At 59.7% G+C, this 25,390-nt stretch carries 25 protein-coding genes and 1 riboswitch; of the genes, 13 read left to right on the top strand and 12 right to left on the bottom strand.

Annotated elements, in window-relative coordinates:
• Nucleotide 1 precedes the first annotated feature (1 nt).
• The 3 genes from EO087_RS01570 to EO087_RS01560 form a co-directional block, all read right to left on the bottom strand.
• Entirely contained in the window at nt 2–1,483 is a 1,482-nt protein-coding gene (locus EO087_RS01570) for a glycine betaine ABC transporter substrate-binding protein (protein WP_128897337.1), read from the bottom strand.
• Nucleotides 1,480–2,250 (bottom strand): ATP-binding cassette domain-containing protein, encoded by a 771-nt coding sequence (locus tag EO087_RS01565; protein ID WP_128897336.1) that lies wholly within the window; start codon nt 2,248–2,250, stop codon nt 1,480–1,482. Before EO087_RS01565 ends, EO087_RS01570 begins: the two co-directional genes overlap by 4 nt.
• Nucleotides 2,251–2,541: 291 nt before the next feature.
• On the bottom strand, nt 2,542–2,961 hold the full coding sequence (locus tag EO087_RS01560; RefSeq protein WP_128897335.1) for a VOC family protein: 420 nt from the start codon (nt 2,959–2,961) through the stop codon (nt 2,542–2,544).
• A 220-nt stretch (nt 2,962–3,181) separates the two neighbouring features.
• Nucleotides 3,182–3,281: riboswitch (glycine riboswitch) on the top strand.
• 39 nt (nt 3,282–3,320) lie between these two features.
• On the opposite strand from EO087_RS01560, the gene gcvP reads away from it, so the two are divergent.
• On the top strand, nt 3,321–6,221 hold the full coding sequence (gene gcvP / locus EO087_RS01555) for an aminomethyl-transferring glycine dehydrogenase (RefSeq protein ID WP_128897334.1): 2,901 nt from the start codon (nt 3,321–3,323) through the stop codon (nt 6,219–6,221).
• Between the two features lie 108 nt (nt 6,222–6,329).
• Here the strand turns inward: gcvP and EO087_RS01550 are convergent, their stop codons facing one another.
• The 7 genes from EO087_RS01550 to EO087_RS01520 all read right to left on the bottom strand — a co-directional run bounded on the left by EO087_RS01550 (nt 6,330) and on the right by EO087_RS01520 (nt 12,928).
• Nucleotides 6,330–6,521 carry a hypothetical protein gene (locus tag EO087_RS01550; RefSeq protein WP_128897333.1) on the bottom strand — a complete coding sequence of 64 codons (192 nt, stop codon included), beginning with the start codon at nt 6,519–6,521 and terminating at the stop codon, nt 6,330–6,332.
• Complete coding sequence (locus EO087_RS01545; RefSeq protein ID WP_128897332.1) at nt 6,518–6,886, bottom strand: hypothetical protein; 369 nt, start codon at nt 6,884–6,886, stop codon at nt 6,518–6,520. The genes EO087_RS01550 and EO087_RS01545 overlap by 4 nt, the downstream gene beginning before the upstream one ends.
• A 180-nt stretch (nt 6,887–7,066) precedes the next feature.
• The gene (locus EO087_RS01540; protein ID WP_128897331.1) at nt 7,067–9,058 is read right to left on the bottom strand and encodes a hypothetical protein; all 1,992 of its coding nucleotides are present in this window, start codon (nt 9,056–9,058) and stop codon (nt 7,067–7,069) included.
• Nucleotides 9,059–9,392: 334 nt separating this feature from the next.
• On the bottom strand, nt 9,393–10,103 hold the full coding sequence (hda, locus tag EO087_RS01535; protein WP_128897330.1) for a DnaA regulatory inactivator Hda: 711 nt from the start codon (nt 10,101–10,103) through the stop codon (nt 9,393–9,395).
• On the bottom strand, nt 10,100–11,260 hold the full coding sequence (locus EO087_RS01530; RefSeq protein WP_128897329.1) for an AI-2E family transporter: 1,161 nt from the start codon (nt 11,258–11,260) through the stop codon (nt 10,100–10,102). The genes hda and EO087_RS01530 overlap by 4 nt, the downstream gene beginning before the upstream one ends.
• Before the next feature lie 88 nt (nt 11,261–11,348).
• Entirely contained in the window at nt 11,349–11,864 is a 516-nt protein-coding gene (locus EO087_RS01525; RefSeq protein ID WP_164931729.1) for a CDP-alcohol phosphatidyltransferase family protein, read from the bottom strand.
• Between the two features lie 71 nt (nt 11,865–11,935).
• Nucleotides 11,936–12,928 (bottom strand): DUF2066 domain-containing protein, encoded by a 993-nt coding sequence (locus tag EO087_RS01520; RefSeq protein WP_128897327.1) that lies wholly within the window; start codon nt 12,926–12,928, stop codon nt 11,936–11,938.
• Between the two features lie 155 nt (nt 12,929–13,083).
• Between EO087_RS01520 and purM the strand changes: the two genes are divergently transcribed.
• Genes purM through EO087_RS01505 form a run of 3 tightly spaced genes read left to right on the top strand, consistent with a single transcriptional unit; the run spans nt 13,084 to nt 15,574 of the window.
• A complete protein-coding gene (gene purM, locus EO087_RS01515) occupies nt 13,084–14,112 on the top strand; it encodes a phosphoribosylformylglycinamidine cyclo-ligase (protein WP_128897326.1) in 1,029 nt (342 codons plus the stop codon).
• A gap of 47 nt (nt 14,113–14,159) precedes the next feature.
• On the top strand, nt 14,160–14,822 hold the full coding sequence (purN, locus tag EO087_RS01510) for a phosphoribosylglycinamide formyltransferase (protein WP_205744411.1): 663 nt from the start codon (nt 14,160–14,162) through the stop codon (nt 14,820–14,822).
• 44 nt (nt 14,823–14,866) lie between these two features.
• Nucleotides 14,867–15,574 (top strand): DUF3108 domain-containing protein, encoded by a 708-nt coding sequence (locus EO087_RS01505; protein ID WP_128897325.1) that lies wholly within the window; start codon nt 14,867–14,869, stop codon nt 15,572–15,574.
• 75 nt (nt 15,575–15,649) lie between these two features.
• On the opposite strand, the gene murA is transcribed toward EO087_RS01505, so the two are convergent.
• The gene (murA, locus tag EO087_RS01500) at nt 15,650–16,909 is read right to left on the bottom strand and encodes a UDP-N-acetylglucosamine 1-carboxyvinyltransferase (RefSeq protein ID WP_128897324.1); all 1,260 of its coding nucleotides are present in this window, start codon (nt 16,907–16,909) and stop codon (nt 15,650–15,652) included.
• A gap of 48 nt (nt 16,910–16,957) precedes the next feature.
• Nucleotides 16,958–17,197: a BolA/IbaG family iron-sulfur metabolism protein gene (locus EO087_RS01495; RefSeq protein WP_128897323.1), complete on the bottom strand. Its 240-nt coding sequence runs from the start codon at nt 17,195–17,197 to the stop codon at nt 16,958–16,960.
• 167 nt (nt 17,198–17,364) lie between these two features.
• Here EO087_RS01495 and EO087_RS01490 point away from each other — a divergent pair, with 167 nt between their 5' ends.
• From EO087_RS01490 to rapZ, 9 genes are all read left to right on the top strand, one after another.
• Nucleotides 17,365–18,375, top strand: a complete 1,011-nt coding sequence (locus EO087_RS01490) for a KpsF/GutQ family sugar-phosphate isomerase (RefSeq protein WP_128897322.1) — start codon at nt 17,365–17,367, stop codon at nt 18,373–18,375.
• A gap of 16 nt (nt 18,376–18,391) precedes the next feature.
• Nucleotides 18,392–18,934 carry an HAD family hydrolase gene (locus EO087_RS01485; protein WP_128897321.1) on the top strand — a complete coding sequence of 181 codons (543 nt, stop codon included), beginning with the start codon at nt 18,392–18,394 and terminating at the stop codon, nt 18,932–18,934.
• Entirely contained in the window at nt 18,931–19,614 is a 684-nt protein-coding gene (gene lptC / locus EO087_RS01480) for an LPS export ABC transporter periplasmic protein LptC (protein ID WP_128897320.1), read from the top strand. The genes EO087_RS01485 and lptC overlap by 4 nt, the downstream gene beginning before the upstream one ends.
• Nucleotides 19,562–20,176, top strand: coding sequence for a lipopolysaccharide transport periplasmic protein LptA (gene lptA / locus EO087_RS01475; RefSeq protein ID WP_240669097.1), 615 nt, complete (start codon nt 19,562–19,564; stop codon nt 20,174–20,176). Before lptC ends, lptA begins: the two co-directional genes overlap by 53 nt.
• A gap of 7 nt (nt 20,177–20,183) precedes the next feature.
• Complete coding sequence (gene lptB, locus EO087_RS01470; RefSeq protein WP_128897318.1) at nt 20,184–20,900, top strand: LPS export ABC transporter ATP-binding protein; 717 nt, start codon at nt 20,184–20,186, stop codon at nt 20,898–20,900.
• A 142-nt stretch (nt 20,901–21,042) separates the two neighbouring features.
• On the top strand, nt 21,043–22,518 hold the full coding sequence (locus EO087_RS01465; protein WP_128897317.1) for an RNA polymerase factor sigma-54: 1,476 nt from the start codon (nt 21,043–21,045) through the stop codon (nt 22,516–22,518).
• A gap of 165 nt (nt 22,519–22,683) precedes the next feature.
• On the top strand, nt 22,684–23,010 hold the full coding sequence (gene raiA, locus EO087_RS01460) for a ribosome-associated translation inhibitor RaiA (protein ID WP_128897316.1): 327 nt from the start codon (nt 22,684–22,686) through the stop codon (nt 23,008–23,010).
• 233 nt (nt 23,011–23,243) lie between these two features.
• Entirely contained in the window at nt 23,244–24,146 is a 903-nt protein-coding gene (gene hprK, locus EO087_RS01455) for an HPr(Ser) kinase/phosphatase (protein ID WP_240669222.1), read from the top strand.
• A 289-nt stretch (nt 24,147–24,435) separates the two neighbouring features.
• On the top strand, nt 24,436–25,326 hold the full coding sequence (rapZ, locus tag EO087_RS01450; protein ID WP_128897314.1) for an RNase adapter RapZ: 891 nt from the start codon (nt 24,436–24,438) through the stop codon (nt 25,324–25,326).
• Nucleotides 25,327–25,390 lie beyond the last annotated feature (64 nt).

Here is a 25,390-nt window from a genome sequence, read left to right as displayed (position 1 = left end):
CTTACTGCCGCGCTTCGATGCGCATGCCGCGCGGCGTAAGCCAACGCTCTACCCCTTCAAACAGGCCCTGCACCATCAGTGCCATCAAGGCTGCGGGAATGGCGCCCTCAAGAATGAGCCTGGTGTCATCGAGCCGAATACCGGTGACGATCGGCTGGCCGTAGCCTCCCGCGCCAATCAGTGCTCCCAGTGTCGCCGTTCCCACATTGATCACTGCGGCTGTTTTCACACCGGCGAGGATGGAGCGAATCGCCATCGGCAGCTCCACTCGGCGCAGTCGCACACCACGCGGTAAACCCAGGGCGGCGGCCGATTCGCGCAGATCCGGCGGAATATCCGCCAGGCCCGCATAGGTATTGCGCACGATGGGCAGCAGGCTATAGAGGAACAATGCCGCGATCGCGGGCCAGGTGCCGATGCCGAAAAACGGAATCATGAAGACAAACATCGCCAACGATGGAATGGTCTGCAACACACCACTGGCTGCCATGATCAGATGACCAAGCCGCTTGGAGCGCGCCGAGAAAACACCCAGTGGAACCGCCAACAACACCGACGCCGTCAGCGATATCAGCACCAGCCGCAAATGCTCCGCCGTCCGCTGCAGCAAGCGCGACCAGAAACCCATGCCATCCATATTGGGTTGCACGCCAAGAAAGCCGGCCGCAACGGCGGTTTCTTTTTTGTCTTGCAGCTTCACCATCGCATTCATCCGCCGCATGGCATCCTCATGGATCCGTCCGGCCAGTTTCTGCAATACGTCGACAAAAGCCGGGGCGCTCTGCTGCAACGAAAGTCGATACAGAAACACCGCCTGGTAACGCGGGAAGTAATGCCTGTCATCATCGAGTACGCGCAGGTGGTAGTAAGGAATCTCCGCATCCGTGCTGTAGAGATCGATGGCGTCCACGGCCTGGCTGGACACGGCACGATACGACAGCACGTGATCGAGGCCGCGCACCTGGGTTTGCGGCAATCCATACCGCTGACGCAGGCCCGGCCAGCCATCCGCACGATCCATGAACTCGCTCGAGAAACCGAAGCGCAACTCGGGATGAACCACCAGATCGGAAATACGCGCAATACCCAGTTGCGCCGCTCGATCTTCGCGCATGCCGATGGCGTAGGTGTCGTCGAACCCCAAGGCATCAGTCATACCGAAGCCCAGCGGTTTAAGCGCCGCACGCAAGGTAGCGATATCGGCATCAGGGGCTACGTTCTTCAACAATTCCTGCGTCAGGGTACCCGTGTATTCGGGATAAGCATCGATATCGCCATGCTGCAAAGCGCGCCAGAGAATGCTGGTGCCGCCCAGTTCATGCAGATGCGCTACCTCCAAGCCAGCTTGGCGGGCTGACAACCGGGCCACCTCGCCCAGGATCACCGACTCGGTGAATTGCTTGGAGCCAATGCGAATCGGTGTTGCCGACAGCGTCGGCGTCATCGCCATCGATGCCAAGAGAATGATCAGCCAGCGCATCATGCCGTGGGCTCCCGCAAAATGCGTTGCGCCTCGACAAAACGCGTCACGAACGAATCGGCCGGCCGCAAGCGCAGATCCTCCCATCGACCATCCTGCACCACCTTACCCTGCCGCATCAGCACCATGCGATCCGCAAACCATGCGGCTTCGGTGATATCGTGCGTCACCACGATCACGGTTTTGCCGAGCTGATCGAAGATGTGCTTGAGCTCATCCTGCAATTCGTGCCGGACGATCGGATCGAGCGCCCCCAACGGTTCGTCCAGCAGCAGAGCACCGGGATTGAGCATCAGGCCGCGCATCAGCGCCACACGCTGACGTTGTCCGCCCGACAACTCCGCGGGATACCGTTCGAGTGCGCTGTGCGGCAGATGCGCCAGCGCCGCCAGTTCTTCGGCACGCGCGCGAATCCGCGCCTTGCTCCATCCCAGGTGATCCGGCAGCAAGGCCAGATTGCCCAACACCGTGAGATGCGGAAACAGGCCGCCTTCTTGGATGACGTAGCCCACCCTGCGACGCAGCTCCAGCACATGCGCGGGCTCAAGCTTATGACCATCCACCTGCACCCAACCCTGATCAGGCCACTCCAGGCCAAGCAACAGCCGCAGCAGCGTCGATTTGCCGGAACCGCTGCTGCCGATCAAGGCCGTGGTGCTGCCTGCCGGAAAACGGAGGCTTACCTGATCCAGCGACACAACGCTGCCATAGCGCTTGCTGACGCCGTGCAGTTCGAACGCTTCGGGCGAGGCGTTGCCGGTCGTGGACATGTGGGGATGCGCGGTGACGAGAGAGCATTGAATCTAGCTGATACGGTGTGGCGTGTCCGCCCTTTGCCCCTTCGAGAAGGAAAAACAAGCAGCATTGTGCGTCGCGGTATCGCATGCTTGCACCATATTTTCCCGCAACACCCGCCTGCATGATTGGACTACCCGCGCGAGCATCGTGTCAGCGTACGCTTTATCGAACGGATGCAGACCGCTGCTCTTCGTACGCCTGAAGCAGCGCAACTGATCAACTGCAACATCGAACAAATCTGGCGCGAGAGGCATGGAACATCCTCAATGCGCTGGCGGCCCTTTAAGCTCCACCATGTTGCCTTGCGGATCAAACAGATAAATCGACGGACCTTCGCCCTTGGCGCCATAGCGATTGCCAACATCGCCTACATGCACACCATGCGCTTTCAGGTGGGCGATGATCGCCGCCTCGTCATACCCGTCCACGCTCAAGCACAGGTGGTCCATGTTGTGCCCTTCCGTTCCGGGTCCGGCCCCACCATGACGGCCCAACTTGCTGTCGATGCTGACTAGGTCGATCAGGGAATTGCCGGCACGCAGTTGCACCAGGCCAATATCGTCCTGGCGGCGCTCGACGCTGCAGCCCAATACATCGCAGTAGAACGCCAGCATGTTGGGGGCGTCGTAGACGCGCAGCACCAGATGGTCGAGTTGTTCAATGCGGAAAGGTGGCTTGTTCATGATATTCAGCCCTAGTCGGCGGTTGCCGCTAACTGTTGTGCTCTCCGTAAGAATTTCAAGGCAAGATGGCCAGTCACCCCCACGCCCCCAAAGGAAGAAGGCACCACAAACGGTCGTGCAGGGTATAATTTGCAGCTTGACGTACATGGTGGGAGAAGCGGCCCTAACCCGCTGCCGAAGGCGCAACGCCCGTAATCGCTCAGGCCCCATACCGCCATCTACCCAAGACTCTGGAGAGACCGGTTGAATCCGGCGCCGAAGGGGCACGAAGCGGAATTTCCCGCCTCCAAACTCTCAGGCAAAAGGACAGAGGGGCGCCCCGCGTGTGGCCTGCACGCGATTTTTGGACGCCCTTGCCCATGAGTCAGAACAACACCCCCTCGCTGCGCGAACTCGAACACCACCACGCTTTTATCGAGCGCCACATCGGCCCCAACGATGCCGAAATCTCGCAGATGCTGCAGGTGATCGGCCACGATTCGCTGGAAACGATGACCGATGCCATCGTGCCAGGCCAGATCAAGTCGCAGCAGCCGCTGGCGCTGCCGCCCAGCATCACCGAGGAAGAAGCGCTAGCGAAGATCCGCGGCATCGCGCGCAAGAACAAAGTGTTCAAAAACTTCGTCGGCCAGGGTTACCACGGCACACTCACGCCGAACGTCATCCTGCGCAACATCCTGGAAAATCCTGCCTGGTATACCGCGTACACGCCTTATCAAGCGGAAATCTCGCAAGGCCGCATGGAAGCGCTGATCAACTTCCAGACCATGGTGGTCGATCTCACTGGCATGGATATCTCCAATGCCTCGCTGCTGGACGAAGCCACCGCCGCTGGTGAAGCAATGACGCTGGCCAAACGTTCGGCCAAGTCGAAATCCAACGTGTTCTTCGTCGCCAACGACGTGCATCCGCAGACGTTGGAAGTGCTGCATACCCGCGCGGGTGGCGTGGGCATCGAGCTGCACATTGGCAACGCTGCTGAAGCTTCCCACGTGGACAGCTTCGGCGTGCTGCTGCAATACCCCAACACCTATGGCCAGATCCAGGACTACGCTGCCGTGGCCGACGCGGTGCATGCGCGTGGCGGCATCGTCGCCGTCGCCACCGACCTGCTCGCACTCACCCTGATCGCCTCGCCCGGTTCGTGGGGTGCGGATATCGTGATCGGCAACAGCCAACGCTTCGGCGTGCCGTTCGGCTTCGGTGGTCCGCACGCCGCCTATCTCGCCTGCCGCGATGCCTACAAGCGCTCGATGCCGGGCCGCCTGATCGGCGTGTCGGTGGATACGGAGGGCAAGCCGGCTTATCGCCTTACCCTGCAGACGCGCGAGCAGCATATCCGCCGCGAAAAGGCGACCTCCAACATCTGCACCGCGCAAGTACTACTGGCCGTGATGGCAAGCATGTACGTGGTGTATCACGGCCCCGAGGGACTGCAGCGCATCGCGCGCCGCACGCATCGCCTTGCCGCCATTCTCGCCGCCGCGCTGCGCCGCGCCGGCATGACGGTGGACGGTGAATTCTTCGACACGTTGCACATCACCAACGTCGATGCCGACGCGATCCACACAAGGGCCGTCAGCCAGGGCATCAACCTGCGCCAGATCCACGGCCAGAGCATCGGCATCAGTCTGGACGAAACCACCACGCGCGCGGATGTGCTCGCGCTCGCCAAGCTGTTCGGCGCCGAGATCGGCGACATCGACGAAGCGAATGCGAACACGCCGGACGAACTGCCCGCCACCTTGCTGCGCAAGACGCCCTTCCTGCAGCATCCGGTATTCAATACTCATCACAGCGAACACGAACTGCTGCGCTACATGCGCTCGCTGGCCGACAAGGACTTGGCGATGGATCGCACCATGATCCCGCTGGGCAGTTGCACCATGAAACTCAATGCCACGGCCGAGATGATTCCAGTGACGTGGCCGGAGTTTGGCCAGATCCATCCGCTGGCGCCGGCCGATCAGATCCAGGGCTACAAGCAGCTCATCGACGAACTAGAAGCGATGCTGGTGGAATGCACTGGCTATGACGCCGTAAGCCTGCAGCCGAACTCCGGCGCGCAAGGCGAATACGCCGGCCTGCTCGCGATTCGTGCCTATCACCGCTCGCGCGGCGAAGGCCAGCGCGACATTTGCCTGATTCCCGAATCCGCACACGGCACCAACCCCGCATCCGCGCAGATGTGCGGCATGACCGTGGTCGTCACGAAGTGCGACAACAACGGCAACGTCGATGTGGAAGACATCCGCGCCAAGGCCGAGAAGTATTCCAACCGCCTCGCCGCGCTGATGATCACCTACCCGTCCACGCACGGCGTGTTCGAAGAAGACATCGTGCGCATCTGCGAAATCGTGCACCAGCACGGCGGCCAGGTGTATACCGATGGTGCCAACATGAATGCGCTGATCGGCCTGGCCAAGCCGGGCAAGTGGGGCTCGGACGTCTCGCACCTCAACCTGCACAAGACCTTCTGCATTCCACACGGCGGTGGTGGCCCAGGTGTGGGCCCGTGCGCGGTGAAGTCGCACTTAGCTCCATTCCTTCCCAAAACTTATGTCGGCATCCGCGCCGACGAAGCGACCAAGGACGGCCGTACCGTTGGAGGCATGGTGTCTGCCGCGCCATTCGGTAGTGCCAGCATCCTGCCGATCAGTTGGATGTACATCACGCTGATGGGTCAGCAGGGCCTGCGCAAGGCCACGCAAGTTGCGCTGCTCAATGCCAACTACATCGCCAGACGCCTCGCCCCGCACTTCAAGACGCTCTACACTGGCCGCAACGATCTGGTGGCACATGAGTGCATTCTTGACCTGCGTCCGCTCAAAGACAGCACCGGCATCAGCGCCGAAGACGTGGCCAAGCGACTGATCGACTTCGGCTTTCACGCGCCGACGCTCAGCTTCCCGGTCGCCGGCACGCTGATGGTCGAACCGACCGAAAGCGAATCGATGCACGAACTGGATCGCTTTATCGACGCGATGATTCAGATCCGCGACGAAATCCGCGCCATCGAAGACGGTCGCCTGGATCGCGAAGACAACCCGCTCAAGAACGCACCACACACCGCCACCATGGTGACCGGCACGGAGTGGAAACATGCTTATCCGCGCGAACTTGCTGCATTCCCGCTGCCCAGCCTGCACCTGCAGAAGTACTGGTCGCCAGTAGCGCGCGTGGACAATGTCTACGGCGACAAGAACGTGATGTGCGCGTGTATTCCAGTGGATGCGTATAAGGAAGAGGCTGAGGTGTAAGCCGGCACCGTATCATTTGAAAAAACAAGAGGCTCTTGCGAAATTCACCGGAGAGCGGGTGGTGCCTTTGAAGGCAACTCTCCCCTGGCAGCAAGGTCCGCCGTGTGATCAAGCCCCTGACGGCAGCTTCGGCGTCGTACCGCGCGCAAAGGCGATGATCGTTTCCACTGCCACGAGACGTTCCCGCACGTCGCGCACGTCGGTTCGCAACGCTTTCAGTTCGTCGTTATACCCTTCCATCTTGTCGATCAGCGTAGCAACGATGCGCAGCGACTCCCATGCTTCCTTGATGAGGCTCATTTCACCTGTCCTTGTGCCATGCCGGCATGGGGAAGCATGGCCGTTAACGCCGCGCGGTCTCGCTCAGTGAGTCCGGCGAGCGTGGCCTTACGTATCTCGACTTCGCGCTCGGCCCACTTTATACCGTCGCGCTCCAGTTCGGCACGGGTAGTGTCCAACTCAGCGATCACCGACTTAGCCCGCTGACCAAGATCGACCAGTGCATCCAAAAACAGTCGTTCCTCGCCGTTCAAATCGTCGTCGAGCCGGCGGCGCACCAGGTCGCCAACGGTGGTTTTCTTAGCCAGAGCCTCAGCTTCCAGCCGGCGTTTCACATCCGGCTTGACCAGGACCGTCAATTTCGCGTTGATGGCATTCGTGTTCATGCCGTGATCGTATACGATATAGGATCATAAAACCAGCGAATCGTGCCGTCACGCACCCTGGAAGTCGGGATGCCGTGAGGCTCACGCCAAACACCGTTCAAAATCACCGAGCCAAGCTGTCAGCTCGCGGCCGCCGGCGGCCTTGCGCCCCATTTTCGCGCAGGGCCGGATTCCGCACGGCTAATGTTCACGAAAATGCGGCTTTAATGTGAATACCTGCATGCCTCCGAACCCCACAAAGGCATATAGGCGACCGTCAGCAGTTACCCTTAAGCGAGACGCATTGGAAGGTAAGCGACGAGTGGATATGAGGACCGGAACGCGTTGATTGCGCACATCGATCTCTTCAAGTTGCGCATCCCCACTCATGTACACGCGCCCCGCTGACAACGCAATGCTCGCTGTGATAGCCGAGGCTTTTGAAGGGTAGAAACCGACGAGAACCGGTTTGTCCGGGTGGCTAACGTCAATAATGTGCAAACCCGTATTGCATCGCAGGTAAGCGATGTTTCCATCGTCACTGAGAGCCAAATCGGTAGCGTTATTACAGTTTTCACTGTATGCCCCGAGCTGGATAAGCTTTGCCGGATTGCTGACATCAAACACGAGTAGTCCACCGCCAGATGCACCGGACTGCCTCGCAGTCGCGACAAAGAGTCGTGTTCCTTGCGATTGCAGGCGCAAGACACCCGCGTCTACGGGAATTGAGTCGAGTTGGAGCGGTTTCGCCGGGTTGCTAACATCCACCGACAGAATTGCTCCACCGTTTGTGTTTCTACCGAGATACGCATAGCGTCCTTGCACTGTGAGGCGGCCGAAAAAAGGCGCGGAAAAGCGGCCAAGCTCGCGTGGATGGATCGGATCAGAGAAGTCCACAATGATGAGGCCGTATCCCCACGCGTCGAGATAGGCGCGATGCCCCTTGACGGACATCTCTTCGAAATCACGTTCAGCCCCGGCCTTCGGAAGATCCGCATCAAAACGCGCCAGGGGGAGGAAGTTATCGGTTCGCGCGACCCCAACGCCATAGTTTTGCTGCAGAAGCAGAAGCGAATTGCCGAAAATCGCGGCATCGGCCGGAGCGTAACCACCCGTGATATTCGCGCTGCTCATCAGCCTGGGGGCATTGGGGCTCTCCAATGTCAAGGCTGAAATATGGTCGTCAGAACCAACCACCCATGCGATCTGGCCCTGCGCGTAGCTTGTCAAAGCGGCCCACCCATTATCAAACTCAACATGACCGGCCTGTTGAACAGGGGGACCCAAGTCCCATACGTCAACGCCTTTATCGCCAACCTGATAGGCAGTGACGTTTGTCACAAAGCCGCTGCGCATGATATTCGACGAATGCCCAGTGCCGTCAGCAACGACCGGCCCACCGGTGGCGGACAGTCGATAGGAGTTAACGCTACCGTCCTGGCCGAATCCGACCGCGCGAGGCCATGCAAACTGAACGAGATAGTTAGCAAGCCCATCCAGCGACTCATGCGTTATCTCCGTTGGCGTGTCCATATGACTAACGTCATACACGGACAGAAGATTCGACATGCTGAAAGTAAGACCAGAGGTCATCATGTGATTGGCCGCTGTACTCACCACGCTGCCGATGCTATTTTCACCCATACTCATGCCCACATATCGCGGATTGACTGGGTCATTTAGTGCGTTGACAGACATCCCGCTATCATCGAACACGTAGAGATAGCCACCCGCAGCTCCAACGCCTGTAACGGTACTAAAATTTGCGCCACCGGTATTCGCAAGCTGTTTGACTAGCCCCGGCTGCGCCGGATTGGCTAAGGAGTAAACAGCAATGCCACTAGAGACCCCATTGTTCCAACCAGCATAAAGATATGACTTATAGGCAACGATATTGGTAATCACACCATTGGCAGGTTGTGTGCGAGTATCACCGCTCTCTTGCGGCTGCTTTGGTGTGTCATAGTTCCATGCTGTTACAATCGCCCCACTTGGCACGTAGAGATAGCTGCCCACCTTGATTGGCGTGGCAAAATTGCCACCGAGAGTGGCTAAGTGCTGTATTAAACTCGCGGCAATATTCGCAGTGGCTGGGGCGATTACGTTGTCTGACAACGACCTGGAAAGCGCATTGGCGTTTCCGATGTCAAAAGACAGTGCTCGTGGCGGGGCGGCGTAGGCTAAGGATGTCACGCAGACGATCGAAAAGAACGCCGCGGAGCAGCTGGAGAGCAAGGATTTTAGTAAGATAAATTATCTCCGTTGCTTAAGCGACGACCCCATTTTGCAACAAGTATAAGCATTTTCTGAAAGGTGAGTTAGGCAAAAATTAGGTTTTTTTCCTGTTGTAGTTGATGCCAGGGCGATCGTATGAAAAAGAGGGTTGATCGTAATTCGTTAATTTTTAGAAAAACCGCTTTAAGCGGCTGATCTGAAAGCGAAATCTATCGTTGGGTCGAGCGGCAGGATTTTCTTCATCAGGTCCAGCAGATAGTAGCCCTTATAACGATGACACCCATTCCGTCTATCAAGAGTCAGATGTCTGATTTACCTCGCGCAAAAAGGTACGCAAGAACGGAACAGTGACGCGCCTCTGGGCGGCAAGCGATGCCTGATCCAGCCGATCAAGCAGATCGAGCAAGGTACCGAGATCTCGTGCATAACGCGCAAACAGCCAATCGAGCACAACATCATCCAGTTCGATACCGCGCGCCGCTGCCTGTTTTTTCAAAACCTCGCGACGCTCAAGGTCATCCAGTGACTTCAGAGTAAATTGGGTGCAGGCCCCAAGCCGCGAGCGTAGATCAGGCAGTGTCAGCGGCAACTGCGCAGGAACGGTTTCAGCCGCAAAAATAAGTGCCGTACCTTCCGCCCGGGCAAGGTTGTAGAGGTCGAACAAAGCGTGTTCGGCTTCGCGGTCTCCCGCGAACATATTGAGGTTATCCAGCGCAATGAACTGGCTGCCAGCCACGCCGCGAATCGCGCCGGCATGATCGCGCAATACTTTCAATGGCAGATATTGCACGGTGCGCCCGGCTTCATGAGCTGCCTGGCAGGCCGCAAGCAACAAATGACTCTTACCGCTGCCAGAGGTTCCGCTCAGGTACAGCCACGGGGCACCCGGTTGCTGAGCAAGCTCCTGTACGGCAGCCATCGCGGCCGCATTGGCACTCACAAAAAAATGTTCAAAGCGTTGGCGACGCGGCCAACGGAGACTCAAAGGCAACTGCGTGATCATGATTTGTGCAGTTCGTCGCCTTGAACAGCATGCGTTTCGGCGTGCAGATGGCCATCCGAAGTTTCCTTGACAATAACTTCAGTGATCAAGGAATCGGGCTGCCTCTGTTCGGTATACAAATCGCTCATCCTGTAGCGTTCGGCCAAATAGCGCAGCAGCACCAGGATGACCGATGCAGCCGGCAACGCGAGCAGCACGCCGAGAAAACCGAACAGATAGCCGCCAGCCAGTACCGCGAAGATCACTGCCACCGGATGCAGCCCGATCTTCTCGCCGACCAACCGCGGCACCAGCACGTAGCCTTCCAGCAACTGGCCAATCACGAATACGCCGATCACCAGCAACAGATGCGTCCAGTCGCCATGCAGCACCAGTGAAGCGATGATGGCCGCACCAAAGCCAGTGATGAACCCCAGATAGGGCACGAAGCTGAGCAGGCCGGCAACCATGCCGATCAGTGGGCCAACTGAAATCCCGACCAACGTAAGTGCCACACCGTAGTAAATCGCCAGCGCCAGCATCACTAGCAACTGTCCACGCACGAAGGCGCCCAACACCGCATCGGATTCGCGTGCCAAATGCGCAATGGTAGGCTCGATCGAGCGCGGCAATATGCGATCAATCCATGCAACCAAGCGATCCCAGTCACGCAGCAGGTAGAACCACACCACCGGGATCAGCACCAGGTTGGTGAGCCACATCACCACGCCTAAGCCAGAACGCGAGATTTTGCCCAGCACAGTGCCAATCGAGCCGAGATGTTCCTTGAACTCCGCCACCAGGCGATCCGTATCGAAAGCCTTGGGATCTAGATGCAGCTTTGCTTGCAGCCAGGGCAGTGCCGTGTCCCTGCCCCATTCGACATAGCGGGGGAAATTCTCCGCCAGATTTTCGATCTGGCGCGCAATCAGCGGCACGAGCAGCAGCAACGCGGCAGCAATCGCCAGGATCAGCACCACGAACACAATGCTCACCGCCAACGTACGCCCAAGTCCCAACTTCTCCAGCCGGTTGGCGAGTGGATCGCCAAGATACGCCAGCATGGCGGCAACTGCGAAAGGCATCAACACAGGTGCCAGCAGCCAGATCAGCAGACCGATGACAACGGTGATGGCCAGCATCTGCCAGCGGTGGGATATCTCTTGGCTTATGGACACGAGAGGCTCATCGGTTGGGACGGGCGTGGGACGCAAGTGTGGCTGATGTGGCCGGTTGTTCAAAGTCTTACGGTGAGACGGAAATGCATCATGCAGTGTGGCGAAACCGCCACGCGCGTTGCGACCAGCGAATAACGTAATCCAGCCCGCTGAGCACGCACAACACCGCCACCGGCCAAACAAACAGGCTAATCGCGGGCATGGGCCAGTGGATCAAAGTCAGCAGCACTGCCAGCAGATACACGATCTGCATCAGGGTGCAGGCTTTCGACAGTAGGCTGGGATGAGGATCGATGCGGCCGATCAGTAAACGCCACAGCAGGGCTCCAAGGGTAATCACGGCATCACGCCCGCATACGATCACCGCAAGCCACATTGGGATCTCACTCAACCAGGCCAGAATCACGAAGCAGCACACCAGCAACAGCTTGTCCGCGGTCGCGTCGAGGATGCCGCCCCATCGACTCTGCCAGCCGTAACGGCGCGCCAGAAAGCCATCGACACCATCGGAAACGCCGGCCACCGCAACCAGCGCCAGCGCGGATGGCCATTGTCTATGCATCAGCAGCCAGCAGATCGGCGCCACGAGCACAACGCGCAGCATCGAGATAACATTAGGCAGATGTCGCCAAGGCGACGGGGGCGACGTGGAAGGCATCACGGCTACCATAAACTTCAGTGGAGCCAGCGCAGGCTTACATCGGCACCATCGTGCGAGCTGCCCTGCATCAGACGTCCACCTGCCGCGAGGTTGGCGGCCACGCCATCGAGCGGTGCACCGGCCTTGATCGCTAGCAACACACCATCATCCTGCCCACCCAGCGTGCTGACCTTTTGCACCGACGGATCAGCGCGCAAGGTCGCGAGCAGGTCGGCGTAATCCATGGCCGAATGCAGACCGCTTACCCACAACTTGCCGTCCACCGTACCGGCACCGATCACATTGAGCGCCTGGCTCAAGCGATCCGTCGCACCTTTACCGGCATCGGCAAACATACTGTCTTCGCTGTTCCCCTGGGCGTTCCAATGCTGGGCCTGGCCACTGCTGATAAGCGTCCAGTCCGCGCCATTAGCGTGCAGCTCCCCCACCAGCACCAACCCGGTTTGGTAGAGCCGGGCAATCGCGGACATAGCTGCAGGATCGGCCGATTCAAGCTTGCCCAGGTCGGGCAACTGGGACGGGTCGGCGTAACTGACCTGATAGCCGTGCTTATTCACCGCATCACCAAGCGCACCGAGATCTTCCTTGCCGAGGATGTTGCCATCCACCCCCTTCACCACCAGCAACAATGGCGGCTTCACACCCGCCGTGGTCGCACCCATCTGGGTAACCAGACGCTGCACGGCGCCTTGGTCGAAGGTGACCGACAAAGTAAGGCTGGGCGGATTGCCCTCGCCACGCTGGTACTGGAACTGTTTGACGATGCCACCTGCGTTCTGCATCGCATTGGCATAACCGGCCTTGCCGCTCAAATCCTGCCCCCCTGACACCCGTGCGAGCACCTGCCCTAGCGCGGTGGAGAAAGCCTGGCTACGCTGCGCATCGCTGACATCCGTGACCGGCACCACCACGTTGTAGGGCGACGTTGTCTGGCTGGCAGCCGTCCGCGGCAGGCCGACGACAAGACCGAGCAGCAAGGTGGCAATCAGTAGGCAGAAAAGACGCATGGGCGGGCCGAATTCGGGTGGGAATTTGACCGGAAGTCTGCCTAATCCAGCGCTTAACGTCTATCATAGGAACGCTCTGATCCATTCTGTGTTGGCGCCAACTACAGAAATGGATTAGAGCCTTCCCTCCGTTTTCCCAAGGCTTGAGCTCCGCCATGTCCGACGCCCTCACCTACCGCGCCGCCGGCGTGGATATCGATGCCGGCAATGCCGTGGTCGAACGCATCAAGCCACTGGTCAAACGCACTTTCCGCCCCGAAGTGATGGGTGGCCTGGGCGGTTTCGGCGGCCTGTTCAACCTCGGCACGCGCTTCAAAGAACCGGTGCTTGTTTCCGGCACGGACGGTGTGGGCACCAAGCTTAAGCTGGCCCAGCAGCTCCGCCGCCACGACACCATCGGCATCGATCTGGTGGGCATGTGCGTGAACGATGTGTTGGTGCAAGGCGCCGAACCACTGTTTTTCCTCGATTACTTCGCCACCGGCAAGCTGGACGTGGACACCACGGTTGCCGTGGTCGGCGGCATCGCCAAGGGCTGCGAACTGGCCGGCTGCGCGCTGATTGGTGGCGAAACAGCAGAAATGCCGGACATGTACCCACCAGGTGAATACGATCTAGCCGGTTTTACCGTCGGCGCAGTGGAAAAGAGCACATTGCTGAGTGGCGACAACATCGTCGTGGGCGACGTCGTTCTTGGCGTCAACTCATCCGGCCCACACTCCAATGGTTACTCGCTGATCCGCAAGATCGTCGAACGCGCCGGCAGCCCGCTGGATCTGGAGGTGGGCGGCGCGAAGCTTGCCGATGCGCTGATGGCGCCGACCACCATCTACGTGAAGCCAATGCTGGAACTACTCAAGTCAGTATCCGTGCACGGCATGGCGCACATCACAGGAGGCGGGCTCAAGGAAAACATCATCCGCGTGGTGCCGGAAGGGCTTGGTTTGAAGATCGACGCCACCGCAATCGTGCTGCCACCCGTGTTTGATTGGCTGATGCACGAAGGCAAGGTCGCACGCGAGGAGATGTGGCGCACGTTCAACTGTGGTGTGGGCTTTACCATTTTGTTGCCGCGTGATGCGGTTGCTGCTGCTTCTGCCTTACTGAGCAAGCATGGCCTGACCAGCTTAGTGATTGGCGAAGTAGTTAAGACACGGGATGAAGAGCGCGTGCACATCGGCTAAGCGCTTTGCTCCCTCTCCCCTCCGGGAGAGGGAGCAAAAAGAACATCATGCCCTCACCACTGCGCATCGCTGTCCTAGCCTCCGGTCGCGGCAGCAATTTCGCCACGTTATTGGCAGCACGCGATCGCGGTGAATTGTCCGTGGAGTTTGTACTAGTCGCCAGTGACAAGGCCGATGCAGGTGCCGTGCAGCTCGCACAGATGGCAGGCATTCCAACCCTCGTGCTTGATCCTCGCGATTATGCCGAACGCCGCGATTACGACTTCGCCCTGTTCGAACGTGTTGCCGCGAGCAAACCCGACCTGCTGGTCCTTGCCGGCTTCATGCGCATTATCGACGGCGATGCGCTGAAACCATGGGTGGGTCGGATGATCAATATCCATCCATCCCTGTTGCCCAAGTATCGGGGCCTGCACACTCATCGCCGCGCGATCAAAGCGGGCGATGCCGAACACGGCGCCAGTGTCCACTACGTCACCGCCGAACTCGATGGCGGCCCAGTGATTGCCCAGACCGTATTACGCATCAAAGCCGGCGATAACGAGAAAACCCTCGCCGAGCGTCTGCTTCCGCTGGAGCATCAACTGCTGCTCGCTGTGGTGACCCTGATCACCGCAGGCCGATTAACCCTGGACCAAAACAGCGTCACCTTTGACAACGCCCTCCTTCACAAGCCTTTGCGGATGCAGGGCGGAACGCTCGTGCGTTAGTACCGCAACGAGTTGTTCAGGATCGATGCGTACACTGCCGATCCATGCTTACACTCAAACGTCCGCTCCCACTCGTCGCCGGTTTCGCACTGGCCGTCTTCACTACTGCCTCCTTTGCTACGCCGCCAACGCCTTTTACCGCTATCTATCAGGTATCACGCGACGGTGAAGCGATGGGCAACGCCACCATTACGCTCAAGTCGCTGGGCAATGGCGAGTACGAATACAGCAACCAGATTCAGGGCACCTCTGGCCTGGCCGCCGCGCTGGGTGCCAACTCCAGTGACGTCACCCGCTTCCGCTGGAACAACAACGCGCCGGAAACCGAAAGCTACACATCCGAAGTCAAAGCGTTCAAGGTGAAGCAACGCGCGATGCGGGTGAATTGGGCGACCAAACAAGTAAGCGTGGACGATGGCAAAAATCCGTCTACGTACGCGGCACAACCGGGCATGGTCGACCGCAATACCCTACCACTCGCCATTGGCCTGTCGCTGCGCAATGGCAGCCAAAGCATGACCATGCCGGTTGGCGTAAAGCAGCAGATAGAGCAGCAGCGATTCAAGGTACAAGGCACGGAAAGCGTGCAAGTGCCTGCCGGCAGCTTCCACGCCGAACGCGTGTCGCGGGCCGATTCAGACAAGCGCTATGAAGCTTGGTATGTGCCGAAGCAATTCGCGGTGCCGGTGAAGTTAGCGCAGAGTGATGGTGGCGACCTCACTTTGCAGTTAGTTCACTACAGTTCACCGTAACCACCTGGATGCAGCCCCATCGAGCCGCCCCATGCCTGTCCTGGGCGGCTACAGGGGTCCGCCCCTACGAGCACATCACGTGGGCAGGCGACGAATCTTCGCGCCGAGCGTGCCGAGCTTTTCTTCGATGTTCTCGTAGCCGCGATCGATGTGGTACACGCGATCGACGGTGGTATCGCCTTCGGCAACCAATCCTGCCAGTACCAGACATGCCGATGCGCGCAGGTCGGTCGCCATGATCGGCGCACCGCTCATCTTGTCCACACCCTGAATGATGGCAGTGTTGCCCTCCAGACGAATATCCGCACCCAGCCGCTGCAATTCATGCGCGTGCATGAAGCGGTTTTCGAACACGGTTTCGGTGATGATGCCAACGCCTTCAGCCACGCAGTTGAGCGCGGTGAACTGCGCCTGCATATCGGTGGGAAAGGCTGGATACGGCGAGGTGGTGATGTTCACGGCCTTTGGGCGACGGCCCTGCATATCCAACTCGATCCAGTCCGGACCGGTGGAGATATGCGCCCCGGCCTCTTCCAGCTTCGCGAGCACGGCATCCAGCGTATTGGCGCGCGCATTGCGGGCGCGCACCTTGCCGCCGGTCATCGCCGCGCCCACCAGAAAAGTACCGGTTTCGATGCGATCGGGCAGCACTTCGTATGAGCAACCGTGCAGCCGCTCCACACCATGGATCACCATGGTGGACGTGCCCGCGCCTTCGATCTGCGCACCCATCGCGTTGAGGCAGTTGGCAAGGTCGACCACTTCGGGTTCCTGCGCTGCGTTGTCGATGATGCTGGTGCCGGAAGCGAGCACCGCCGCCATCATCACGTTCTCGGTCCCGGTAACGGTGACCATGTCCATGATGATGCGCGCGCCCTTCAGACGACTGGCACGAGCACGGATGTAGCCGTTTTCGACAGTGATATCCGCACCCAGGGCCTGCAGCCCGCGGATGTGCTGATCCACCGGACGCGAACCGATCTGGCAGCCACCAGGCAACGAAACTTCCGCCTGCCCGAAGCGCGCCACCAGCGGACCGAGCACTAGGATCGACGCGCGCATGGTTTTCACCAGCTCGTACGGCGCGAAGTAGCGGTCGGTGGAACGCGGGTCCACCTCGATCTTCATGCGGTCATCCAACACCAACTGCACGCCCATCTGGCCGAGCAATTCCATCGTGGTGGTCACGTCATGCAGATGTGGGACGTTGCTGATGGTGACGGGTTCGTCAGCCAGCAAGCAAGAGGCGAGAATCGGCAGCACGGCGTTCTTGGCGCCGGAAATACCAACCTCGCCACGTAGCGGCTCACCGCCGCTGATCAGGATTTTGGCCATCGGGAATCCTTGGGAAAGCGAAACCCGGAGAGCGGCTGCAGCAGGCGGTCAACGGCGCGCAGCGGCTTCTTCCGGGGTCAGGGTCTTGAGCGCGAGCGCATGGATCGCGCCCCCCATCAGGTCGCCCAGTGTGGCGTAGACCAACCGGTGACGAGCCAAAGGCAGCTTTCCTGCGAACTGCGCGGCAACCACTTCGGCCTCGAAGTGCACGCCGTCGTCCCCCTGCACGTTTGCTTGTGCGCCGGGCAGGCCGGCTTCAATCATTGCCTGGATGCTGGCTGCGTCCATTAATCTTCCAAATCACTGGGATCCTGAACACCACCCGCTGGACATCGAAGAGCGAGGCTATGGCGTCAGGCATCAAGATAGAATGCGAATATGCCATGTTAATGGAAATCTGCTGCCGCAGAAACGACATAAGCCTGGCTCCCTACCTACATTGCCTCCGAGGATGCATGAACGCACCCACCATAAAGCCCAAGTCCACCCGGGTAGATGCCGCTGCCATCATGCACAGCGCGCGCACGGTGATTGTCACCGAGGCCGCCGCGATCCGGGCGCTGGAGCCACGCATCGACCAGAACTTCGTGGACGCCTGCCGGCTTATCCTGGGCTGCAAGGGCCGGCTGGTGGTCACCGGCATGGGCAAGTCCGGCCACATAGGGCGCAAGATCGCTGCGACCCTGGCCTCCACTGGCACGCCGGCCTTCTTCGTCCATCCGGGCGAGGCCAGCCATGGCGATCTGGGCATGATCCTGCCGCAGGACGTGGTGCTAGCCTTGTCCAACTCGGGCGAGACAGACGAGATTCTGTTCATCCTGCCGGTGATCAAGCGCCAGGGTATCCCGTTGATCTCCATTACCGGCAACCCGGAATCCTCGCTCGCCGGCCAGTCCGACGTGCATCTGGATGCGGGCATTTCCGCCGAAGCCTGCCCGCTGGGCTTGGCCCCTACCGCCAGCACCTCCGCTGCGCTGGTGATGGGCGATGCCCTGGCCATCGCACTTTTGGAAGCACGCGGGTTCACCTCTGACGACTTCGCGCGTTCTCACCCAGCCGGAAGCCTGGGTCGCCGTCTGCTGCTGCATATCAGCGACGTCATGCACACGGGCCCCGGCATACCCACGATCGCCCCGGACGCCAGCTTGACCGAAGCCCTGATGGAAATGACCCGCAAGCACTTGGGCATGACCGCCGTGGTCGACCCCGACCAGCATCTGCTGGGCGTGTTCACCGACGGTGACTTGCGCCGTGCGTTGGACGACGACGACGTCGACTTGCGCAACGCCAAAGTCAGCGACCTGATGACGCACGGCCCCAAGGTGATAGGCGCCGACAAGCTCGCCATTGAAGCGGCGCAACTGATGGAGAAGTACCAGATTCACGCCCTGCTGGTGGTCGACGATGCGCAACGCGTGGTCGGCGCCCTCAACATTCACGATCTGCTGCGCGCACGCGTGGTCTGACGGACATCCCCACAACATGGCTTATCTCGCCGACCTCCCCGCCGATCTACTTGCTCGCGCCGCCAACATTCGCTTGGCGGCGTTCGATGTGGACGGCACACTCACCGATGGCCAGCTCTGGTATAGCGAAAGCGGCCACGAAACCAAGGTTTTCCATGTGCACGATGGCCTTGGCCTGAAGCGCCTGCAGGCACATGGCATTCACGTGGCCATCATCAGCGCGCGCATCAGCCATCCGGTAGCGTTGCGCGCGGAAGAGCTGGATATCACTCACGTTTATCAGGGCCAGGGCGACAAGCGCGAATGCCTGCGGCAGATTCTTGAAGCACTCAACATCCAACCCGAAGAAGCCGCATTCGTCGGTGACGACCTGCCCGATCTGCCGGCGATGAGCATCTGTGGATTGGCCGTCGCGATAGCCAATGCACACCCGTGGGTGGCCGAACGCGCGCACTGGCGCACGCAACTTAGCGGTGGCAAAGGCGCCGTACGCGAAGTGTGCGACCTGATCCTGCACGCACGGGGCAAGACCGCCGCGGAACAGGAGCACTGGCGGTGAATGTTCGCCAATACCTGCGTGACAACCGCACCATGGCCACCATCGTGCTGCTGGCCATTGCCGCGCCGGCAAGTTGGATGTTGCGAAGCTGGATGGTGGGCGCGCCCGAGGCTAACGACTTCATCGGCCCCCCCATTTCCGACTACGTGCTCTACAACTCCAAAGTATGGAGCTACGACACGGATGGCTTACTCAACTTCACCATGACGGCACCGCGCATGGATCGCCGTGGTAGTGACGAATCGATGTACATCAACGCGCCTGTATTCGATATCACGGCGAAAAAACCGGGCGTACCGGATTGGCGCGGCCATGCACCATTCGGCTGGGTGAACAAGAGCGGCACGCTGATGCGGCTGGATGGCGCGGTGTACATGCAGCGCCCCGCGTACGTGCAAGCCCTCACGGGAGCGTTGAGTCCCGTGGCAACATTATGTACCTCCAATGTCACCGGCTGGCCGAAGGAAAACCGTATGCAAACCGCGGACCCGGCCACGATGACGCAGGGAGCCACCGTAATGAACGGTATTGGCATGCGCGCCAGCCTAAACGATAACCATCTGGAGTTGCTCAATGACGTGCACGGCGTGCTGTATTCAAGCCAGAACAATGCTACGGCTAAGCCTGTTGACTGTCGGTCTGTTGCTGCTGCAACAACCCGCCTTGGCAAGGACGGATGACCGTAATCAGCCGATCCACGTGGTGCACGCCGACAGTATGGACGGCTATAACGAACCCAACTCCATGAGCACCTTCAAGGGCAACGTCCTGATCACTCAGGGCACCATGAAGCTCACGGGCGAGCTTGCCCGGATCTGGACGGCCAAGGAAGACACCTCGGTCGACCACATCATCGTAACCAGCATTGCGCCGAAACGTCCGCACATCGAGCAGACCGACGACAACGGCAACCTGATGACGGGTGATGCCGATCAACTTTATTACGACAACGTCAACGGCATCGCGATCCTTACCGGCAACGCTTTCGTGCATCAGCAGAACAAGGGTGATGCGCACGGCGCCAAGCTTACTTACAACACGCAGACCGGCTACATGGTCGGCGAAAGCGGCAACAACGGTCCAGTCACCATGACCTTCCTGCCGAAACAGAAGCCGCTGCCATCGCCGAAGAATGGCAAGCCGGCAACGCCTGCCCCGACACCAGCCAAACCAGCCGCCGGCTCCCCGGCAACGGGTGCGGCCAAGCCGGCTTCGGCCAGCAGCGCGTCCACCAAGGAATAACCGTTACATGCTTTCCGCAGAAGGCCTGCAAAAAAGTTTCCGCGCACGCAAGGTCGTGCGCGATTTCGCGTTCTCGATCCGTCAGGGTGAAGTGGTCGGCCTGCTCGGCCCCAATGGCGCGGGCAAAACCACCTGCTTCTACATGATTGTGGGCCTGATTGAAGCCGATGGCGGCGCGATCAAGCTCGACAAGCAGAACATCACTGGCCTGCCCATGCATGCGCGCGCCAAGCTCGGCATCGGCTACCTACCGCAAGAAGCTTCGGTGTTTCGCCGACTCAGCGTATCCGACAACATCATGGCCGTGCTGGAATTGCGCGAGCCGGATCAACGCAAGCGCGATGCGCAGCTTGAAAGCCTGCTGGACGAACTGAAGATTTCGCATATCGCAGGCCAAAAAGGCATCAGCCTTTCCGGTGGCGAGCGCCGCCGTGTGGAAATCGCCCGCGCCCTGGCCGCCGAACCGCGTTACATGCTGCTGGATGAGCCTTTCGCCGGCGTGGATCCGATCTCGGTCGGTGAAATCCAGCGCATCGTGCGACATCTGAAAGAACGCGGCATTGGCGTGCTGATTACCGATCACAACGTGCGCGAGACGCTGGGCATTTGTGACCGTGCATACATCATGAACGAGGGTGAGGTGCTCTCGCGCGGCACACCGGCGCATATCCTGGCCGATGAGAAAGTACGCGAAGTCTATCTGGGTCGGGAATTCCGCTTGTAATAGCGCAACTTTGGAGACTCTACAAGAGCAAACTTGCTCAGTCTCACATCCGCATGCACGGCCGGCTATTCCAGCCGTGACAAGTATGGCCGGGGCTCCGCCGAAGGGTTAGGATGCAGCCATATTCACCGTTCCGACAGGCATGAAAACAGGGCTTCAGTTCCGTCTTAATCAACAACTGGCTCTTACGCCGCAGTTGCAACAGGCCATTCGTCTTTTGCAGTTGTCGCAACTGGAGCTGGCCGTTGAACTGCGCCAGCTTGCGGAAAGCAATCCGCTGCTCGAATTCGCCGAAGACGCAGAAGGCGAGCAGAATGAAAACGAAGCCGGCGACGAATTCGAAACGGATTTCGAAACACTACTGCCGGCAAGCAGCCCCGAGGCATCCGGCAGCGACAATAACGATGAAGCACCGGACTGGACAGAGCCGGATATCAGCACGGACGAGCCGATCGATTTTTCGTCCAGCAACGGCAGTGGCAGCCGAAAGAACAATCGCGACGACGAGGGGCTCGAGCCACAGAACACAGCACCCGAATCGCTGCAGGAGCACCTGCTGTGGCAGCTCAACCTCACCCCCATGGACGGGCGTTCCAAAGCTATCGCCACGGTATTGATCGATGCCTTGAACACGGATGGCTATGTGGGTGAAGGCCTGGATGTCGTGCTCGCCGCTCTGCCGCTGCATCTGAAAGCCACGCTGGGCGAAGTGGAGGCCGTACGCCGCCAGTTGCAGCGCTTCGATCCTGCCGGCGTAGGCAGCATCGACCTGCAGGATTGCCTGCGCGCACAACTTGAACAGTTCGACCCCGGCACCCCGCACCGCGACCTGGCTGTGCGTATCGTCCAGGACGAACTGGAACTGCTGGCCCGCAACGACATGGCCAAGCTGGCACGCCGCTTGCACGCCAGCGAGGAAGACACCGCCGCCGCGGCCATCCTGATCCGCAGCCTGGACCCGCGCCCCGGCGCGGCCTTGGACACCACGCCAGTGGAATACGTCGCCCCCGACGTCTACGCGCGCAAAGACGGCACCCACTGGCAGGTGCTGCTTAACCCCGACAGCCAGCCAAAACTAAGTCTTAACCAGCGTTACTGCAGTCTTATTGCGCAGGCGCGCAGTGATGATGCAAGCTGGATGCGTGGGCAGTTACAGGAAGCCCGGTGGCTTATCAAGAGTCTGGAGTCCCGTGCCGAAACACTGCTAAAGGTGGCAGATGCCATCGTGCGCCGGCAAAGCGCCTTCCTGGATTACGGCCCGGAAGCGATGCAACCGCTGGTGCTGCGCGAAGTGGCTGAGGAGGTGGGTATGCATGAGTCGACCATTTCACGTGTCACCACCCGCAAGTACATTCACACGCCACGCGGCACTTACGAACTGAAATATTTCTTCTCCAGCGGCGTTTCCACCGAAGATGGCGGCAGCGCATCGGCTACCGCCATCCAGGCCATGCTGCGCAAACTTGTCGACGGTGAAGATCCGCGCAAACCCCTGTCCGATCAAGCGCTCGCCGAAGAGTTGCACGGCAAAGGCATCCAGGTTGCCCGCCGCACCATCGCGAAATACCGGGAAATCCTGCGTATTCCAAGTTCCAGCGAACGACAGCGCAATAGCTGAACCATGCTGGCCCCGTTTTTGTCACGATGGGGAACTTGCCACTCAAGGTAACGATCCCATATTCAACAACAAGGTTTCGCTTCACGGTGCCATCGATCGTTTCACGGCGATTCGCGCACCATCCAATGCCGCCCCGCGCGGCCAGCTCTAGTAAGGAGGCGCACCATGCAATTCCAACTCAGTGGTCAAAAAATCGAAGTCACCCCGGCGCTGCGCAGTCATGCGGAAGCCAAGCTCGATCGATTGACCCGCCTCGACGACCGCATAGTCAGCCTGAACATCGTGCTTTCGGTGAACAAGCTCCAGCAACGCGCCGAAGGAACACTCACTGTTGCAGGCAAGTCGCTACACGCCGAGGCCAACGAGAACGACATGTACGTCTCCATCGACAAGCTGTTTGATACGTTGGTCACCCAGTTGCGCCGTTACCGTGAAAAGCTGTGTGACAAGCACCAGCGCGAAGTCTACGAGGCCCGCCAGGCTGTCATCTGACGTTTGCCAAGCCCGCCTCTCCCTACGAGAGGCGGGCCGAACCGCAACAAAAACACGGTATCGCTACTTCCCTACGTACCATTCTCCCTTCCCCGATTACAACCTGCCGGCCCAAACTGGCACAATGTTCCTGCCGCCGCCCCTGACCAGGCAACAGGGGATGCCCTGGGCAAAAAGGAACATTCTTGGATCGGCTTACCGCTCGACAACTTTACGATGACATCCACGAGCGCATGGCGCTACGATGGATTGCAGGCGTGCGCGGCGAAACACGCGTGCTCGAATACGGCTCCACACCCGCCCGGCGCCCATCGCTGGTGGGTTACCTCAATGTCATCTACCCCAACAAGATCCAGATCATCGGCACCGAGGAGCTGAGCTACCTCGACGGCCTGGATTCGCGTCAACGCTGGGAAGTAATCCACAAGGCCGCCGCCACCCACCCGGCGGCCTTCATCGTGACCAAGGATCAGGCGATCCCCTCCGACCTGCGCGAAGTAGCAGAGGAAACCAACACGCCACTGTGGATCAGCGCCAAACGCGGCCATGAGTTACTCACCTGGATGCAATACCACTTGGCGCGCACCATGGCGCCGCGCCTCACCTTGCACGGCGTGCTGCTGGAAGTGTTTTCGATCGGTGTACTAATCACCGGCGAGGCGGGCTCGGGCAAAAGCGAGCTGGCGCTGGAACTGATCAGCCGCGGCCATCGACTGGTGGCCGACGATGCACCGGAATTCACGCTGATTGCACCGGACGTGATCGATGGCGCCTGCCCGGAACTGTTGCAGGATCTGCTCGAAGTGCGCGGCCTGGGCGTGCTCAACGTACGCGAGATGTTCGGTCACACCTCGGTGAAAACATCGAAGTACCTGCGCCTGGTCATCCACCTCAAGCCGCTGCGCGATGGCGAACAAACCGACGGCATGACACGCATCACCGGCGACGTGGGTCATCGGGAAATTTTCGATGTGCGAATGCCGATGATCACCATTCCCGTCGCGCCCGGCCGCAACCTCGCCGTGCTGGTCGAAGCCGCGGTGCGCAGCCATATGCTCAAGAGCAAGGGCATCGACCCGGCCATGAGTTTCATGGATCGCCAAGCCCACCAGATGCGCCGCCTTCCTCCCTGGTAATCATATGGGATGCTCTGATCAATTCTGCGTAGGTGGCATGATGTCCAGAAGACTCTCAGGGTGTGTTGCGTGGCACCGGGAAGGCCCTTTTCAAGCCGCGCGGCGCAGCCTGAGAGCCTTCTGGACATCACCCCATCATTTAAAATTAATGCGTTGGGGCCGGTTCTGTCCGCCCGCATGCCTTCGGCCCATCGTCTCGACAGACGGCCCGTCTGCCTTCGTCAATGGTCCTGTGGCCTGCGAACAGACAGAACCGGTGACACCTGCGCAGAATTGATCAGAGCATCCCATGGGTCTGCAAGACAGTATCCTTCCGGCTGACGACCCCAGCGCCATTCATCTGGTGGTGCTCACCGGCATGTCCGGCGGCGGCAAGACCATCGCCTTGCGCGCACTGGAAGATCTGGAGTTCTACTGCGTCGACAACCTTCCCAGCGCATTGCTGTCGGAATTGGTTGACGCAGCGACCCGTGATAATCATCGCCGGCGCATCGCTGTCGGTGTGGACGTACGCAATCGCGACGAAGATTTCCAGCACATGCCCAAGGTATTATCCACCCTGGCGGCCACCGTGCATGTACACCTGATCTTTCTCGATTGCAACGATGCGGTGCTGATCAAGCGCTATTCCGAAACGCGCCGCCGGCATCCGCTCGCCATGCGCAACCTGTCGCTGGCCGATGCGATCGCCGAAGAACGCCGCCTGCTGCGTCCGCTGATGGCGATTGCCGAACGTGTGATCGATTCCAGCGACTTGAACGTGCATCAACTGCGCCGGCTGATCGCCACCGGTTATGCCCAGACCACATCCGGCCTCACGCTGATGTTCCAGTCGTTCGCATTCCGCCGCGGCCTGCCACTGGATTCGGATTTCGTGTTCGACGCACGCTGCCTGCCCAACCCGCATTGGGAGCCTACCCTGCGCCCGCTGTCCGGCAAGGACGGCCCGGTGCGCGACTTCTTGGATCAACAGCCGATGGTGGGCGAATACCTCGCCGACACCACCCGCTGGTTGGACGCATGGCTGCCGCGTTTCGAAGCGGATGACCGCAGCTACGTCACCCTCTCCATCGGTTGCACCGGCGGTCGCCACCGTTCGGTGTACCTGGTCGAAAAGCTTGCTGCGCACTACCGACCCAGCCGCGAAAGCGTGCTGACTTTCCATCGGGAATTAGAGTGATGATTATGTTGTCTGAGTACTGGAATCGGGAATCGGGAATCGGGAATCGGGAATCGGAAAAGCA

This window comes from Dyella sp. M7H15-1 (assembly GCF_004114615.1).
Lineage (GTDB): Bacteria > Pseudomonadota > Gammaproteobacteria > Xanthomonadales > Rhodanobacteraceae > Dyella_B.
This window is presented reverse-complemented; position numbering and strand designations above follow the sequence as displayed.

Coding starts and splice junctions, on each gene's coding strand:
- EO087_RS01570 (WP_128897337.1), bottom strand. CDS start 1,483: ATGATGCGCTGGCTGATCATTCTCTTGGCATCGATGGCGATGACGCCG.
- EO087_RS01565 (WP_128897336.1), bottom strand. CDS start 2,250: ATGTCCACGACCGGCAACGCCTCGCCCGAAGCGTTCGAACTGCACGGC.
- EO087_RS01560 (WP_128897335.1), bottom strand. CDS start 2,961: ATGAACAAGCCACCTTTCCGCATTGAACAACTCGACCATCTGGTGCTG.
- gcvP (WP_128897334.1), top strand. CDS start 3,321: ATGAGTCAGAACAACACCCCCTCGCTGCGCGAACTCGAACACCACCAC.
- EO087_RS01550 (WP_128897333.1), bottom strand. CDS start 6,521: ATGAGCCTCATCAAGGAAGCATGGGAGTCGCTGCGCATCGTTGCTACG.
- EO087_RS01545 (WP_128897332.1), bottom strand. CDS start 6,886: ATGAACACGAATGCCATCAACGCGAAATTGACGGTCCTGGTCAAGCCG.
- hda (WP_128897330.1), bottom strand. CDS start 10,103: ATGATCACGCAGTTGCCTTTGAGTCTCCGTTGGCCGCGTCGCCAACGC.
- EO087_RS01525 (WP_164931729.1), bottom strand. CDS start 11,864: ATGCTGCGCGTTGTGCTCGTGGCGCCGATCTGCTGGCTGCTGATGCAT.
- EO087_RS01520 (WP_128897327.1), bottom strand. CDS start 12,928: ATGCGTCTTTTCTGCCTACTGATTGCCACCTTGCTGCTCGGTCTTGTC.
- purM (WP_128897326.1), top strand. CDS start 13,084: ATGTCCGACGCCCTCACCTACCGCGCCGCCGGCGTGGATATCGATGCC.
- purN (WP_205744411.1), top strand. CDS start 14,160: ATGCCCTCACCACTGCGCATCGCTGTCCTAGCCTCCGGTCGCGGCAGC.
- EO087_RS01505 (WP_128897325.1), top strand. CDS start 14,867: ATGCTTACACTCAAACGTCCGCTCCCACTCGTCGCCGGTTTCGCACTG.
- murA (WP_128897324.1), bottom strand. CDS start 16,909: ATGGCCAAAATCCTGATCAGCGGCGGTGAGCCGCTACGTGGCGAGGTT.
- EO087_RS01495 (WP_128897323.1), bottom strand. CDS start 17,197: ATGGACGCAGCCAGCATCCAGGCAATGATTGAAGCCGGCCTGCCCGGC.
- EO087_RS01490 (WP_128897322.1), top strand. CDS start 17,365: ATGAACGCACCCACCATAAAGCCCAAGTCCACCCGGGTAGATGCCGCT.
- EO087_RS01485 (WP_128897321.1), top strand. CDS start 18,392: ATGGCTTATCTCGCCGACCTCCCCGCCGATCTACTTGCTCGCGCCGCC.
- lptB (WP_128897318.1), top strand. CDS start 20,184: ATGCTTTCCGCAGAAGGCCTGCAAAAAAGTTTCCGCGCACGCAAGGTC.
- EO087_RS01465 (WP_128897317.1), top strand. CDS start 21,043: ATGAAAACAGGGCTTCAGTTCCGTCTTAATCAACAACTGGCTCTTACG.
- raiA (WP_128897316.1), top strand. CDS start 22,684: ATGCAATTCCAACTCAGTGGTCAAAAAATCGAAGTCACCCCGGCGCTG.
- hprK (WP_240669222.1), top strand. CDS start 23,244: ATGGCGCTACGATGGATTGCAGGCGTGCGCGGCGAAACACGCGTGCTC.
- rapZ (WP_128897314.1), top strand. CDS start 24,436: ATGGGTCTGCAAGACAGTATCCTTCCGGCTGACGACCCCAGCGCCATT.